12 protein-coding genes and 1 riboswitch are annotated in these 15,700 nt (G+C 68.8%); of the genes, 9 read left to right on the top strand and 3 right to left on the bottom strand.

Going from position 1 to position 15,700, the window contains the following annotated elements:
- Positions 1-49 precede the first annotated feature (49 nt).
- Genes MP11Mi_RS15920 through MP11Mi_RS15905 form a run of 4 tightly spaced genes read left to right on the top strand, consistent with a single transcriptional unit; the run spans position 50 to position 3,528 of the window.
- Positions 50-799 (top strand): SDR family NAD(P)-dependent oxidoreductase, encoded by a 750-nt coding sequence (locus MP11Mi_RS15920; protein ID WP_420039853.1) that lies wholly within the window; start codon positions 50-52, stop codon positions 797-799.
- On the top strand, positions 796-2,010 hold the full coding sequence (gene cbiE, locus MP11Mi_RS15915) for a precorrin-6y C5,15-methyltransferase (decarboxylating) subunit CbiE (protein WP_420039852.1): 1,215 nt from the start codon (positions 796-798) through the stop codon (positions 2,008-2,010). The genes MP11Mi_RS15920 and cbiE overlap by 4 nt, the downstream gene beginning before the upstream one ends.
- Positions 2,007-2,789, top strand: a complete 783-nt coding sequence (gene cobM, locus MP11Mi_RS15910) for a precorrin-4 C(11)-methyltransferase (protein WP_420039851.1) — start codon at positions 2,007-2,009, stop codon at positions 2,787-2,789. The genes cbiE and cobM overlap by 4 nt, the downstream gene beginning before the upstream one ends.
- Complete coding sequence (locus MP11Mi_RS15905) at positions 2,782-3,528, top strand: cobalt-precorrin-6A reductase (RefSeq protein WP_420039850.1); 747 nt, start codon at positions 2,782-2,784, stop codon at positions 3,526-3,528. Before cobM ends, MP11Mi_RS15905 begins: the two co-directional genes overlap by 8 nt.
- Positions 3,529-3,562: 34 nt before the next feature.
- On the opposite strand, the gene MP11Mi_RS15900 is transcribed toward MP11Mi_RS15905, so the two are convergent.
- The 3 genes from MP11Mi_RS15900 to MP11Mi_RS15890 all read right to left on the bottom strand — a co-directional run bounded on the left by MP11Mi_RS15900 (position 3,563) and on the right by MP11Mi_RS15890 (position 7,073).
- The gene (locus tag MP11Mi_RS15900; protein ID WP_420039849.1) at positions 3,563-5,050 is read right to left on the bottom strand and encodes a precorrin-2 C(20)-methyltransferase; all 1,488 of its coding nucleotides are present in this window, start codon (positions 5,048-5,050) and stop codon (positions 3,563-3,565) included.
- A complete protein-coding gene (locus MP11Mi_RS15895) occupies positions 5,047-5,670 on the bottom strand; it encodes a precorrin-8X methylmutase (protein WP_420039848.1) in 624 nt (207 codons plus the stop codon). The genes MP11Mi_RS15900 and MP11Mi_RS15895 overlap by 4 nt, the downstream gene beginning before the upstream one ends.
- A 152-nt stretch (positions 5,671-5,822) precedes the next feature.
- Positions 5,823-7,073 (bottom strand): precorrin-3B synthase, encoded by a 1,251-nt coding sequence (locus MP11Mi_RS15890; protein ID WP_420039847.1) that lies wholly within the window; start codon positions 7,071-7,073, stop codon positions 5,823-5,825.
- 13 nt (positions 7,074-7,086) lie between these two features.
- Positions 7,087-7,219, top strand: a riboswitch (cobalamin riboswitch).
- Between the two features lie 48 nt (positions 7,220-7,267).
- Between MP11Mi_RS15890 and cobN the strand changes: the two genes are divergently transcribed.
- The 5 genes from cobN to MP11Mi_RS15865 all read left to right on the top strand — a co-directional run bounded on the left by cobN (position 7,268) and on the right by MP11Mi_RS15865 (position 15,622).
- Positions 7,268-10,906, top strand: coding sequence for a cobaltochelatase subunit CobN (gene cobN / locus MP11Mi_RS15885; protein ID WP_420039846.1), 3,639 nt, complete (start codon positions 7,268-7,270; stop codon positions 10,904-10,906).
- Positions 10,907-10,988: 82 nt separating this feature from the next.
- A complete protein-coding gene (locus MP11Mi_RS15880) occupies positions 10,989-11,522 on the top strand; it encodes an FxsA family protein (protein ID WP_420039845.1) in 534 nt (177 codons plus the stop codon).
- Between the two features lie 13 nt (positions 11,523-11,535).
- Complete coding sequence (locus tag MP11Mi_RS15875) at positions 11,536-13,155, top strand: amidohydrolase (protein WP_420039844.1); 1,620 nt, start codon at positions 11,536-11,538, stop codon at positions 13,153-13,155.
- A 53-nt stretch (positions 13,156-13,208) separates the two neighbouring features.
- Entirely contained in the window at positions 13,209-14,858 is a 1,650-nt protein-coding gene (gene lnt / locus MP11Mi_RS15870) for an apolipoprotein N-acyltransferase (RefSeq protein WP_420042133.1), read from the top strand.
- Complete coding sequence (locus MP11Mi_RS15865) at positions 14,855-15,622, top strand: polyprenol monophosphomannose synthase (RefSeq protein WP_420039843.1); 768 nt, start codon at positions 14,855-14,857, stop codon at positions 15,620-15,622. Before lnt ends, MP11Mi_RS15865 begins: the two co-directional genes overlap by 4 nt.
- The last annotated feature ends 78 nt before the right edge of the window (positions 15,623-15,700 follow it).

The raw sequence follows: 15,700 nt of genomic DNA, 5'->3' as shown, positions 1-15,700 counted from the left end.
CCGCGTGCCGCCTCGACAATCATCGGTGGGCGACTGGAATACTGCAGTGGTGGGAACCATCGTGCTTTTCGGCGGACGTAGCGAGATCGGCGTCGCCACCGCAGTCAGGCTGGCCGCAGGCAACACGGTGGTGCTCGCCGCCAGACGGCCGGACGATCTGGCCGTGGAGACTCGAGTGCTGCAAGCGGCAGGCGCGACCCGCGTGCACACGATTGCCTTCGACGCCAACGACGTGTCATCGCACCCTGGGCTCATCGCTTCGATTGTCGCCGACCACGGGCCGATCGAAGCGGCAATCATCGCATTCGGAATCCTCGGCGACGCAGCGCGCGCCGAGACCGACGTCGAGCATGCTCTCGCGATCGCGCACACCGACTACTATGCGCAGATCAGCGTCGTTACCCCCCTCGCGGTAGCTCTGCGCGAACAGGGATCGGGCACCATCATCGCCTACTCGTCGATCGCGGGTGTCCGGGTCCGCAAGAGCAATTACGTATACGGCTCGACCAAGGCAGGCTTCGACGGTTTCGCGAGCGGGCTCGCGGACGCGTTGCACGGCAGCGGCGTCCACCTGCTGTTGGCCCGTCCCGGCTTCGTCGTCGGCGCGATGACCCGCGACCTGATGGCGTCCGGCGTCGAACCGGCACCGATGTCGGTGACCCCCGACCAAGTCGCCGACGCGGTCGCTACCGCCTACCGCAAACGGCGAGGCGAGGTCTGGATTCCCGGGCGGTTACGCGTGGTCGCCTTCGTGATGCGTTTCGTCCCGCGTGCGATCTGGCGACGGTTGTCGCGGTGAGCGCCGACGTCATCGTCGTCGGCATCGGCGCGGACGGCTGGTCCGGGCTCGCCGCGGCCGCCCAGGCCGAACTGTCGCAGGCCCGCGTCGTCTACGGATCGACCCGACAGCTCGGCCTGCTGCCCGGTGAAGTCAGTGGCGATCGCGTCGCCTGGCGCAGTCCGATGAGCACACACCTCGCCGAGCTCGCCGAATCGAGGGGCGTTGAGTGGCCGATCCACGTGTTGGCCAGCGGCGACCCGATGTTCCACGGTGTGGGTGCGTCGCTGGTGCGCGCGTTCGGCGTCGATCGAGTCCGGGTGATCTCGCATCCGTCCAGCCCGTCACTGGCGGCGGCACGTCTCGGCTGGGATCTCGCTCGCACGCAGGTCGTCAGCCTGGTGACTGCGCCCGTCGACGCACTTGTCGGCCACCTCACCGACGGTACGCGGGCGCTCGTCCTCTCGCGAGACGCGGCGACGCCCGCCGATGTCGCAGACCTATTGACCGACAACGGGTTCGGTGCGTCGTCGATGACGGTGCTGTCCGACCTCGGAGCTCGGACCGAACGGGTGGACGGTGGGCACGCAGCCACCTGGACGGGGACGCCGTCCGCACTCAACATCGTCGCAGTGGACTGTGTCGGACCCGCACGCAGCCGCGCGCCGGGCCTCGACGACGACGAGTTCACCAATGACGGACAGTTGACGAAGCGCCCGATCCGCGCCCTCACCGTCAGCACGCTGCGGCCAGCCGACGGTCAGACCCTCTGGGACATCGGCGCCGGCGCCGGGAGTATCGGCATCGAATGGCTGCGGCTGACGCAGACAGGTCGAGCCGTCGCATTCGAATCCGACCCGATCCGGGCGTCGGGCGTCGTCGAGAACGCGCGCCGGCACGGCGTCGCCGACCGACTGGAAATGCGCGGCGCCGCACCAGCCGCGCTCACCGACGCGCCGGCACCGGACACGGTCTTCGTCGGCGGCGGACTGTCCGCCACCGTCCTCGAACGGGCGTGGGCCGCACTGACTCCGGGCGGTCAGATCGTCGCGAACGCGGTGACGCTGGAGACCGAACGCCTCATCGTCGACGCAGCCGACCGGTGGGGCGGCGAGCTGATGCGGATCAGCGTCGAGCGCGCCGCACCATTGGGCCGTTCGACCGCGTGGCGACCGGCATTGCCGATCGTCCAGTGGACGGCCGTCCGAACCGATACCGAAGGACAAAGATGACCGTCTACTTCATCGGTGCGGGGCCCGGGGCCGCGGACCTGATCACCGTGCGTGGCGCCGATCTGCTCGCACGGTGCCAGACCTGCCTATACGCGGGATCGCTCGTGCCGCGTGAACTCCTCGACCGGCTGCCGGACGGCGCGGCCGCCGTGGACACCGCGACGATGCCGCTCACCCGGATCGTCGCCGAGATCGCGGCGGCTCACGCGGCTGGCCACGACGTCGCGCGACTGCATTCGGGCGACCTCTCGCTGTACTCGGCGCTCACCGAACAGACTAAGCGGCTGCGCGACCTCGACATCCCATACGAACTGGTACCGGGTGTTCCGGCGTTCGCGGCGGCCGCCGCCGCCCTTGACACAGAGCTCACCGTGCCGGGCGTCGCGCAGAGCCTGCTCATCACCCGAGTGTCGACTCTGTCGACGAACATGCCCTCGGGGGAGGACCTGGCGTCGCTGGCGCACACCGGGGTGACATTGGCGTTGCATCTCGCCGCGCACCGCACCGAGCAGATCGTCGCCGACCTCCAGCCGCATTACGGTGCCGACTGCCCGACCGCCACGGTTGCGTTCGCCTCGCGTGCCGATCAGCAGATCGTGCGTGCCCCGCTCGCGGAACTGCCGCAGTCGCTGGCGGCCGCCGGTATCACCAAGACCGCGGTCATCTTTGTCGGAACCGCGCTCGACGGAGCCGCACACCCGGCCCTCGTGGACAGTTACCTGTATTCGCACGCCCGGATGAGTAAGCTGCGCACCGACGCGGCGGGCACCGATGCCTGACGTTCTCGTCCTCGGCGGCACTGGCGAGGCACGCGCTGTAGCCGCCTCGCTCGTCGATGGCTCCGTCGATCTGGTGAGTTCGTTGGCCGGTCGTGTGAAGGATCCGCGGCTGCCGGTCGGCGAGGTGCGGATCGGCGGATTCGGTGGCCGAGAAGGGCTCGCGGACTACCTCCGCGGGAACGGGGTCCGCGTGGTCGTCGACGCGACGCACCCGTTCGCCGCGCGGATAACGCCGAACGCCGTGGCGGCATGCTCGGATGCGGGAGTCGCGTATCTGCGGTTGGCGCGCCCGGCGTGGGAGCCGGGACCGTCCGACCGATGGGTCCGCGTGCCGGACATCGACGCGGCGGCGACCGTCGTCGCCGCGCGCGGCGGTCGGGTCTTCCTCACCACCGGCCGCCAGGATGTATCGGCGTTCGCGGGCACCGACGACGTCTGGTTCCTGATTCGCGTCGTCGACGCTCCAGACACGGAGTTGCCGCCGCATCACCAGATCCTGCGTTCGCGGGGCCCGTACACGGTGGAGTCCGAGCGGGAATTGTTGGAGCATCACGCGATCGACCTACTCGTGACGAAGAATAGCGGCGGTCCGTTGACCTCCGCGAAACTCCGGGCGGCCGCCGAGCGGGGGATCGAGGTGGTCGTCGTCGACCGACCAAAGGAGCCGCCGTCGATCGACGCGCGCTCGACCGCCGAAGACGCGGCCGAGTGGGTTCGGGCCCAGCTACGAGCCCGATGACCGGCATGTGGTCACCAGGCTCGTAGCCGAGGCGTTACCGGGCGTAGTGGCGAGGCGTGAACACCAAATCACCGCCCGGCCGACGCGCCGCGACGGTCGTCGACGATCCGACGATCACCAGGGTGCGCATATCGACCGTCGACGGATCGAATTGGGCTGCGGTCGTCACGGTCACCCGTTCGCCGCGGCCACCGACATCGCGGCCTTGAATCACCACGCGGTCGGCGGGGACGAGTTCGGTGAGGAGTTCCTTCAAGCGGAGGATCTGTTCGGTCCGCTTCGACGACGCCGGATTGTAGATCGCGACCGCGAGGTCGGCGGCGATCGCGTGGCGTAGCCGGTCCTCGATCACCGCACCGGGTTTGAGTAGGTCCGACAGCGAGATCACCGCGAAGTCATGCCCCAACGGTGCACCTGCGGCAGCGGCGACGGCGTGCGCGGCGCTCACCCCCGGAACCACACGGACGCGGACGTGCCGCCATGCGGGTTCGGAGGCAACTTCGGCTACCGCCGCCGCCATCGCGAACACACCCGGATCGCCGGATGAGACGACGGCGACGCGGGCGCCGCGCGACGCGAGATCGAGCGCGAACTCGGCCCGTTCGGCCTCGACCCGATTGTCGCTGGCATGAACGCGTTGCCCGGGTCGTGCGGTGACCCGCTTGAGGTAGGTGCGGTAGCCGACGAAGTCGGTCGCGGCAGCGAGCTCCGCGGACACCTGCGGCGTCGTCTGGTCCACCGGGCCCGGGCCGAGGCCGACGACGACCACCTCGCCCGCGTTCGACGTCTCGACCGCAAACGGATTGTTGCGGCCGCCCGGCACGACGATCAACGAGAAGTAGGGGACCGTCGCCGGATCGACGTCGGCAACGCGCTCCACCCGCTGCCGATCCGTCGACGCACGCTCGACATACCACGCCTCGTCGAGCCGACCGGCGGCCACGAGAGCGTCGCGGACCTTGCCGAAGGTCCGGCCTAGCTTCATCACGGCGAGGGCCTTGCCCGACCGGAAGCCTGCGACGAGTTCACCTGGCTCCGCTGTCCCGGGCAGCACCGTCAATGTCTCCTCGCCCTCGACCAGCGGGATGCCGACGGCGGCCGACGCCGCGCTCACCGACGTGACACCGGGGATGATCTCCGCTTCGAACCGGCCGACGAGCCGTTTGTGCATGTGCATGTACGAGCTGAAGAAGAGTGGATCACCCTCGGCCAGCAGAACGACGTCGCGGCCGGCTTCTAGATGTTCGGCGAGTCGGGCCGCGCTCGCAGTGTAGAAGTCGCTCATCGCGCCGGCGTATCCGCCGGGATGATCGGTGGTCTCGACCGTCAACGGGTACATGAGCCGTTCATGCGTTTGCCCGTCGCGCAGATAGGGGCGCGCAACCGACAGCGCGATCGAATTGCCGTGCCGCGCAGAGTGGAACGCGATGACGTCGGCCGCGCCGATGATGCGTGCGGCTTTGACGGTGACCAGTTCGCTGTCGCCGGGGCCGAGCCCGACGCCCCACAGCTTGCCGCTCATTCGACGACGCTCGCGAGGGCGTTGAGGGCGGCAGCGGTGATCGCCGAACCGCCGCGCCGACCGGTGACGGTGACATAGTCGAGGTCGCTGCGCGCGGCGAGCGCGGCGCACGACTCGGCGGCTCCGATGAAGCCGACGGGTGCGCCGATGATCGCCGCCGGTCGCGGCCACCCTTCATCGATCAGGTCGAGGAGCGCGAACAGTGCGGTCGGCGCGTTCCCGATCGCGACGACCGCATGCTCGAGGTCGTCTCGCCAAAACTGCAGTGCGGCAGCGGTGCGAGTATTGCCGAGCCTCTCGGCGAGCTCGGCGATGCCGGGTTCGCGCAGATGACAGCGCACGTCGTTGTCTGCGGGAAGGCGTGTCCGAGTGACGCCGGAGGCGACCATGTTGGTGTCGCACAGAATGGGACCGCCGGCTTGCAGTGCGGCGCGGGCCGCGGCGACCACACCGGGCGTCGCGACGACGTCGTCGGCCAGATCTGTCTGTCCGGACGCATGGATCATGCGTACGACGACGGGTTCGACGTCGGCGGGGAAACGGGTCAGATCCGACTCCGCTCGAATCGTTGCGAAGGACTGGCGGTAGATCTCGGCGCCATCACGGATGTAGTCGGTCATAGTGCGTTCGACAGTACTGAGTGGCCGGATCGGAGCATCCTCGCGGGTCGGCGGTCAGCGCGAGGTGGTCCTGGGCCGGTGGGCTAGTCACCGGCGACCGGCATGGACCGGCGGACATTTCATGCCGATGCTCGACGCCGTCCCGGCCCCGCCTAGCGCACCGCTTCGCGGTGCTCGCGCAGGTAGCCGCCGGACGACGCGAGTACCCGCACATGGGTACGGGCCGGGGACCCGCAGCCACGCGCGCAACCGACCCAGTGTTCGCGGTACGGGGGTTCATCGTCCTGCGAGTCAGTCCTCTCGGAGTCTGTGATCTGGGCGGGTGGGAGCTGTGGCTGTCGGATCTGGGGCTGTGGGTTCGGGGTGTCGGCCGCCCGTTCGAGCCCGGCGACGTGGTGACTCAGATCGCCGCGCACGTCGGCGAGCGACTTCCGGCAGCCCGCGGAGCCGGCGCACGCGGTGAGCGAGGTCCACGGGGATCTCGCGTCGAAGACGAAACCGAGCGGAGCGAGGACACGGACCACTGTGTCGGCTACGGCCTCGTCGAGGTCGCCAATAATGATTTCGCGCTCGGGAGTCACAGTTACCGTGGTTCCGATGGCTGCGGCATAACGGGCCTGCTCGGCGGTCAGACGACCGAAGGGCACCACGGCGCCCACCAACACTCGGCCGTCCGTCTGCGTGAACCAGCCGACGCGCGGATCCGGATGTCGCGGCTGCGGAATCACCGCATCGGCGATGCCCAGACGCGTATACAGGGCGTCCGCCCGGTCGCCGTCGAGATCGGTGACCCGCCATGCGCCGTCGGCGATCTCCACGAACGCGCCGGCGGTGTTGATCATCGCCTCGGCGAGGTGAGCATGCGGCACAGGTTCGCCGACTGGGCGGCCGCCGACGACCACCACGGAGCGCTCGTCGTCGAGAGCGACGCCGGTGACGTCGGCGCCGTGCGCCAGGATGTCGCCGCGCCCGTCATCGAGACCGAACCAGAAGCGACCCGACAGCCCCGCCGACCACGGCCGATCGACGATCGCCGCGTGCAACGCGCGCGCGACCGGTCGTAGGTCTGTTGTGCCGCCTACTCGGCCGGTCAGCGGCGACATCGTAACGTTGCGTACCCGGTCGTGCGCGGAGCTGGACGCGAGGCCCGCCGCCGTCACCGCGGCGGCGAACTCGGTGACCCGGTCGACCGGGATGCCGCGCACCTGCAGGTTGCCGCGCACGGTGATCTCGATGCCGCCGTCGCCGAACTCGTCGGCCGCCGCGGCCATCGATTCCAGGGCGGCCGCGTCGATGATGCCGCCCGGCACCCGGATTCGCGCCAATTCGCCGTCGAGGGCACTGTGCGTCGCGAACACGCCGGGACAGCGGTCGGGGCCGGGGGCGGTCACGGGAGAAGTCACCTCTCCAGAGTAGGCCGCACCGCTGCCGATAGGCTGATCGAGAACCAACGACGTGGAAGCCGGTGAGAAGCCGGCGCGGACGCGCCACTGTGAGGACTGCAGGCTTGCGGCCCGAGCCAGACCCACGCCGTTCGACCGGGACATCCGGTCGGTCCCAACGATGCCGGGCGCGCCAACCCGGCTAGGAGCGAACCGTGATCACGCTGCTGTCCACGTCCGATACTGACCTGCGCACCGCCGCGACCTGCGGCGCCGACTACCGGGTCGCTAACCCGAGCCGCATTCTGCTCGAGGAGATCCCTTCTCTGGTCGACGAGGCCGACCTCGTCGTCGTTCGCATCCTCGGCGGGCGGCGCGCGTGGGAGGACGGCCTCGACGCTGTTCTCGCGCAGTCGGTTCCGGTCGTGGTGCTCTCCGGCGAACTCAATCCAGACCCCGATCTCATGGCGCTGTCGACCGTTCCGACCGGCGTCGCCGCGCAGGCGCACAGCTATTTCGTCGCCGGTGGTCACGCGAACCTCGCCGCGGTCCACGACTTCCTGTCCGACACGATCCTCCTCACCGGCCTCGGGTTCGCGCCTCCCGTGCAGACGCCCACCTGGGGTGTGCTCGAACGCGACACCGTCCCAGCCGTCCCAACCCGGACAGCCGACCCGGCAAGCGCACCGCGCATCGGCGTCCTCTACTACCGCGCCCAGCATTTGGCCGGGAACACCGAATACGTGGACGTATTGTGCGGTGCAGTCGAAAGCCACGGGGCCCGTGCTGAAGCCATCTACTGTGCGTCGCTGCGGGCCGCAGACGACGATCTCATCGCGTACCTGGGGACGTTCGACGCGCTGATCGTCACGGTCCTCGCCGCGGGCGGAACCACGCCCGCGACTGCCGGGGCAGGCGGCGACGATGACGCGTGGAACATCGAACGTCTGGCCGCCCTGGATATTCCGATCCTTCAAGGACTGTGTCTGACGAGTTCGCGCGCCGACTGGTCAGCGACTGACGACGGTATGTCACCGCTCGACGTCGCGAGCCAGGTGGCGGTCCCCGAGTTCGACGGCCGCATCATCACCGTCCCGTTCTCGTTCAAGGAGTTCGACGACAACGGCCTCCCGTACTACGCGCCCGACGCCGAACGGTGCGCCCGCGTCGGCGGTATCGCGGTGCGGCACGCACGCCTTCGGTACCTGCCCGCCGCCGACCGGCGGATCGCGCTTCTGCTGTCGGCGTACCCGACCAAACACGCGCGGATCGGCAACGCCGTCGGCCTGGACACGCCGCGCAGCCTGGTCCACCTCCTACGCGCCCTGGCTGAGGCCGGATACCTCCTCGACAGCGGCATTCCGGGACTCGGCACAACCGCCGCCGACGACGATCCCGACGCGTTGATGCACGCGCTCATCGACGCCGGCGGGCAGGATCAGGACTGGCTCACCGAGGAGGCGCTCGCCGCCAACCCGATCCGGGTGTCGGCAGCGGACTACACAGCCTGGTTCGAGACGCTGTCCGAGGGCCTGCGAGAGTCGGTGACCGGGCACTGGGGTCCGCCTCCCGGGGAACTGTTCGTCGACCGCACCCACAACGCCGACGGCGACATCGTCATCGCCGCGATGACATTCGGGAACGTCGTCCTGCTGGTACAGCCGCCGCGCGGATTCGGGGAGAACCCCGTCGCGATCTACCACGACCCCGACTTGCCGCCGAGCCACCACTATCTCGCCAGCTACCGTTGGCTGGCGTCCCGCGGTGACGTCGACGGGTGGGGCTTCGGCGCCGACGCGATCGTGCATGTCGGCAAGCACGGCAATCTCGAATGGCTGCCGGGGAAGACGCTCGGCATGTCCGCCGACTGCGGGACCGATGCCGCTGTCGGCGATCTGCCGCTGATCTATCCGTTCCTCGTGAACGATCCGGGCGAAGGCACCCAAGCGAAACGTCGTGCGCACGCGGTGCTCGTCGACCACTTGATCCCGCCGATGGCGCGCGCCGAATCATATGGCGACATCGAACGCCTCGAACAACTTCTCGACGAGCACGCGAACATCTCGGCTCTCGACCCGTCGAAACTGCCCGCCATCCGGCAGCAGATCTGGACGTTGCTGACCGCCGCGAAGATGGACAACGACCTCGGGCTCGCCCAGCGTCCCGACGAAGACGTGTTCGACGACATGCTGCTGCACGTCGACGGTTGGCTGTGTGAGATCAAAGATGCGGCGATCCGCGACGGTCTGCACGTCCTCGGACAGGCTCCAGACGCCGAGACCGAAGTGGACCTGGTTCTGGCGATGCTGCGGGCTCGGCAGATCTGGGGCGGATCTCAGGCGTTGCCGGGTCTGCGTGAGGCGCTCGGGCTCGTGGAGAACGAGTCGGTGCGTGGCGACGTCGATCGGGTCGAGGCGACGGCCCGCGGACTGGTGTCCGCGTGCGCCGCAGATGACTGGTCGGATGACGCCGTCGCCGCTGCGTCACACGGACACCCGGAACAGGTCGGCAAGATTCTGGCGTTCGCCGCTCACGAGGTAATTCCGCGACTTCGCCAGACCTCCCGCGAGATCGACCAGGTGCTCCATGCACTCGACGGCGGATTCATCGAAGCGGGTCCGAGCGGATCACCGTTGCGTGGCCTGATCAACGTGCTGCCGACCGGCCGCAACTTCTATTCGGTCGACCCGAAGGCCGTGCCGTCGCAACTCGCGTTCGAGACCGGTCGCGCCATGGCCGACTCGCTCGTCGAACGCTATGTCGCCGACCATGGCGAGTTCCCGGCCTCGGTCGGTCTGTCGGTGTGGGGGACCAGTGCCATGCGCACGTCCGGCGACGATGTCGGTGAGATTCTCGCGCTGCTCGGCGTCGCACCGGTCTGGGACGAGATGTCCCGCCGCATCACCGGCCTTGAGCTGGTTCCGCTGGCCGAGCTCGGCCGGCCGCGCATCGACGTGACGATCCGGATCTCCGGCTTCTTCCGCGACGCGTTCTCACACGTGGTCACAATGCTCGACGACGCGGTTCGGCTCGCCGCGGACGCCGATGAACCCGACGACCGGAACTATGTGGCAGCGCACGCCCGCGCGGCCGTCGCCGAGCACGGTGACGCCCGCCGGGCCACGACCCGCGTCTTCGGATCCCGACCGGGCACCTACGGTGCGGGCTTGTTGCAGTTGATCGATTCCAAACAGTGGCGGACCGACGAAGACCTCGCCGCCGTCTACACCGAGTGGGGAGGCTACGCGTACGGCCGTGACCTCGACGGGGTGGCCGCCGTCGACGATATGCGTGCCGCCTACCGGCGGATCGCCGTCGCCGCGAAGAACACCGACACCCGCGAACACGACATCGCCGACTCGGACGACTACTTCCAGTTCCACGGCGGCATGGTCGCGACGGTCCGCGCGTTGACCGGCGAGAACCCGGAGGCCTACATCGGTGACTCGACGCGACCCGACTCGGTACGCACCCGCACCCTGCACGAGGAGACGTCGCGGGTGTTCCGGGCGCGCGTAGTGAATCCGCGGTGGCTCTCGGCGATGCGTCGTCACGGGTACAAGGGCGCGTTCGAAATGGCGGCGACCGTCGACTACCTGTTCGGCTACGACGCGACGACCGACGTCGTAGCCGACTGGATGTACGAACAGTTGACCGAGCAGTATGTCCTCGACGAGACCAACCGCGAGTTCCTCGAACAGTCCAATCCGTGGGCGTTGCACGGTATCTCCGAGCGACTCCTCGAAGCGGTCGAGCGCGGAATGTGGCACGAACCGCCCCGGGAACTCCTGGACCAGTTGCGGCAGGTGTACGTGGAGGCCGAAGGCGACATCGAAGGACGCTCCGAGGACTGACTTGTCCCAGTCGGGAACTCTTCGGGCGCATCAGGCGTTGCACCTGTGAACACCATCTCGTGTATCGGAGAGTGACGAAGCAATGATCAGGCTCGCAATCGTGGCCTACCTCGTCGTGGAGATCGCGGCGTTTTGGGCTCTCACCCATTTCCTCAACTTCGGGTGGGCGCTGTTGATCACCCTCGGTGCGGCCGCCGTCGGCTTCGCAGTGCTCGGCCGACGTGCACGCACGCTCACCGCGGACTTGCGGCGAGCCGCCCGCCGCGAACCCACCGACGCCCGGCCGGCAGGCGACAGCGTCCTGTTCGCGGGCGCCGCGTTGTTCACCGTCTTGCCCGGTGTCGTGTCCACCGCCGTCGGACTGCTCCTCATGACGCCGCCCGCGCGGAAGATCCTTCGGCCCGCGATCGAAGCCGGCATGATGCGTCGCGCGGCGATCTTGGTCGCGGGAGTGCCCGGCGGGCGCGCCGGGGGCGGCCGGTACGTGGACGGAACCGTCGAAGGCAGCGTCGTCGACGAGGCGTCCGATGTCGTCGATGTCACCGCTCGCCGTCCCGACGGCTCGGTCTACATCGACTTGCCCGGCCTCCCTGAGCCGCCGGTCGCCCGTTCCTGACACAATCGACGGTGTGACGACTCAACTGCTCCTCGGCGGGACGGTCTATTCCTCGCCCGCGGTCCCCGATGCCACCGCCCTCGCGATCACCGACGGAATCGTCGTGTGGGTCGGGACCGACGACGTTGGGCGAGCTCTGCATCCAGACGCCGAGATCGTCGACCTCGCCGGGCATTTCGTCGCGCCTGCGTTCGTCGACGCGCACGTCCACCTGACCGATACCGGATTGCGGCTCACCGGACTCGACCTGAGCGGTGCGGCCAGCCGCACCGACTGCCTGCAGCGGCTCACCGCCTATCTCGAGACCTCCGACGACGCGATCGTCTGGGGACTCGGGTGGGACTCATCGACCTGGGACGGCTCGGATGCCGAAGGGTTGCCGCCGACGACGGCCGACCTCGATGCGGTGGCCGGAGATCGCCCCGTCTACCTGGCCCGCGTCGACGAGCATTCGGCTGCCGCGTCCAGCGCGCTCCGCGAACTCGTCCACGGCATCGAGGCAGCCACCGGGTTCGACCCGCAGACCCCGCTGGTGGCCGACGCTCACCACCGGGTGCGCGCCGCCGCACGAGCACTCCTTACCCCCGAAGCGAGACGACGAGCCCAGTTGACCGCGCTCGACCACGCCGCGTCACGCGGTGTGGTTGCCGTCCATGAGAACGGTGGCCCCGACATCAGCGGCGTCGACGACTTCCGGTCGATCGCCGACCTCGACCACCCAGTGCAGGTCCGCCGCTACTGGGGACAGCCGGTGAGCACCCTTGAGGAGGCACGGGCGGTGATGTCGGCGATGGGGGCCGACGCGATCGGCGGCGACTTGTTCGTCGACGGAGCCATCGGATCTCGCACCGCGTGGCTGCGCGAGGAATACTCCGACGCCCCCGGCGAGTACGGCGTCAGCTACCTCGACGAGGAGACCATCGCGGCGCACCTGCGCGCGACGACTTTGGCCGGAGTGCAGGCTGGTTTCCACATGATCGGCGACGGAGCCGTTGCCGCCGTCGCCGCCGCGATGACCGCGGTCGCCGACGAACTCGGCACACCTGCGCTGGCGCGCTGCGCCCACCGTCTGGAACACGCCGAGATGGTGACCGCCGATCAGGCTGAACTGTTCGCTCGTTGCGGAGTCATCGCATCGATGCAGCCGCTGTTCGACGACGAATGGGGCGGCGACGACGCCCTGTACATCCACCGTCTCGGTGAGCGTGCGTCGACGCTCAACGACTTCGCCGGGCTCGCGCGGGCCGGCGTCGCACTCGCGTTCTCAAGCGACGCCCCAGTCTGCGACATCGACCCGTGGTCGACCATCCGCGCCGCCGTCCACCACCACACACCGACCAACGCGATCTCGCCACGAGCGGCGTTCGCCGCGTGCACACGCGGCGGCTGGCGGGCAGGTGGAATCAACGACGGCCTGACCGGAACTCTCGTTCCCGGCGCGCCCGCCCACTACGCGGTGTGGGACGCCGACGAGTTGGTCGTCGCCGCATCCCATCGCGGCGTCCAGCGCTGGTCGACGGATCCGCGGTCCCGCGTGCCCGCGCTGCCCGACGTCGCGCCCGGTGCGCGTCTCCCCGAGTGCGTCCGTACGGTGATCGGCGGCCAGACCGTGTACGAACGGCCGACTGCGTGAGCCTGCCCGCCTGGGCGTGGCGTCTGATCGGCGCCGCGGCCGGCGGCGGACTGATGTTCGCGGCGTTCCCGCCGCGCGACCTCTGGTTCCTGGCACCGGTGTCACTCGGCGTTCTTTACGCGGTCCTACGTGTGGGTCGTCCCCGCATCCGAGTCGGCGCGCTCGCCGGTTTCGTCTACGGCCTTGTGTTCTTCGTTCCGCTGCTCCCGTGGATCGGCGAGTACGTCGGCCCGCTGCCGTGGCTCGCACTCGCCGTGATCATGGCGCTCTATCTGGCCGCGTTCGGTGCCTTGGCGACGCTGACCATGCGTCTGCGGTGGGCTCCCGTGTGGTTCGCCATCGCCTGGACCGGTGTCGAAGCTGTCCGCTCGTCCTTTCCATTCGGTGGATTCCCTTGGGGGAGAGCTGCGTTCAGCCAGACTTCAGGCTTGTTGCTGCCCACCGCATCAGTTGTCGGGGTGCCCGGTCTGTCTTTCGTGGTCGCGCTCGTCGGCGCGGGCGCGGCATCGCTCGCCCTGTCGGCAGTAGCGGCGCGTACGGGTTCCTGGTCGTGGCGGCGGTTGACCGCTGCGGCCGCCGCGCTGACCGTGCCGTTGATCGCGGGCAGCATCCTCCTGGCTACCGGTGCGCCCGGGACACATACGACGTCCACGCTCGACGTGGCCGCAGTCCAAGGCAATGTGCCGCGACTGGGCCTCGACTTCAACTCGCAGCGGCGCGCCGTCCTCGACAACCACGTGAACGAGACGCTGGAGCTGGCCCGGCAGGTGCAACGCGGCGAACGCCCGCAACCCGACCTCGTCCTGTGGCCCGAGAACGCCTCCGACATCCCGCCGCTGCAAAACGAGGACGCGGCAGCCGAAATCCGCACCGCGGTGACCGAGTCGGGCGTCCCGATCGCTCTCGGCACCCTCATGCCGAACGCCGACGGACCGACCAATAGTGTCCTGCTGTGGGGCTCGACCGATGGGGTCGCCGACCAAGCACCGTCCGACCGGTACGACAAGCACATCATCCAGCCATTCGGCGAATACCTGCCGTGGCGCGACTTCTTTCGACACTTCTCGTCGTACGCCGACCGGGCGGGCGACTTCCGGGCCGGTACCGGCCCCGCGATCCTCACCGCCGACACGCCTGCGGGCCGGATTCGGATCGGCGTCTCCACCTGCTGGGAGGTCGCCTTCGACCGCTCGCCGCGGCAGGCGGTGCAGGACGGTGCACAGTTCCTGTACGTGCCGACCAACAACGCCACGTTCGGCCTCACCGACATGAGCAGTCAGCAGTTGGCGATGTCCCGGGTACGGGCAGCCGAGACCGGGCGGTCCGTGGCGGTGGTGTCGACCAGCGGTCTCAGCGCGATGATTCGGCCGGACGGATCGATCATCGACGAGAGCGGACTGTTCGAGTCTGCGATCCTGCAGGGAGGGCTGGAACTGCGAGGCGGAACCACTCCTGCCGTCTGGTTGGGCCCCTGGCCCGAACGTGTGGCGCTGCTCGCGTTGCTCGCCGGTTTTTTGTACGCGCTGTGCACAACGACTAGCCTCGAAATGTTCGCCAGGGGATCTCGTGTGCGCTCGATCGGCGTGGGAGGGGACCGACCGGCGCACGAAGACGTCAATCGGGGAGCAGACGCCCAGGATCGGGCGGACGAGGACAGCGGTCGGCAGGACACTGCCGGACGCACAGATGAAGGAGCACGATGAGCGGTAGCGATCAGAATGTGGTCACCGAGCGCGGTGACCGGGCACTCGTCGTCGTACCGACGTTCAATGAGCGGGAGAACCTGCCGCTCATCGTCGAGCGGTTGTTCACCGCCCTGCCTGACATTCACCTGCTCGTCGTCGACGATTCGAGTCCTGACGGTACCGGCGACGTCGCTGACCGGCTCGCAGGCGACGACGCTGCCGGCCGCATCCACGTCCTGCATCGCACCGCCAAAGACGGTCTCGGCAAGGCCTACCTCGCCGGATTCGCCTGGGGGCTCGGCCGCGACTACCGCGTGATCGTCGAAATGGATGCGGATGGTTCGCACGCACCCGAGCAACTGCATCGTCTGCTCTCCGGGATCAACGACGGCGCGGACCTCGTCATCGGATCGCGTTACGTGCCCGGCGGCGCGCTGGTCAATTGGCCGAAGCGACGTGAGCTCCTGTCGAAGGGCGCCAACACCTATGCGCGTCTCGCCCTCGGTGCCAAGATCAACGACATCACCGCGGGTTACCGAGCGTTCCGTCGCGAAGTGCTCGAGAAGATCGGGCTCGACGAGGTCGAATCGGCAGGCTATTGCTTCCAGATCGACCTCGCCTGGCGCACTCTGCAGCACGGGTTCACCGTCCGCGAAGTCCCCATCACGTTCACCGAACGCGCTATCGGCGAATCGAAGATGGACGGCGGCGTGATCGCCGAATCCTTCATCAGCGTGGCGCGCTGGGGGATTCAGGGACGCCTCGGCAAGCGACGGCGCTGACCCGAGACACCGCTGACCCGACGGGCACGAGCCCGATACCCCGACATGAGGAAGGCCCCGGCACAAGCCGGGGCCTTC

Origin of the sequence: Gordonia abscondita, assembly GCF_032711245.1 — a bacterium.
Classification (GTDB): Bacteria; Actinomycetota; Actinomycetes; order Mycobacteriales; family Mycobacteriaceae; genus Gordonia.
This window is presented reverse-complemented; position numbering and strand designations above follow the sequence as displayed.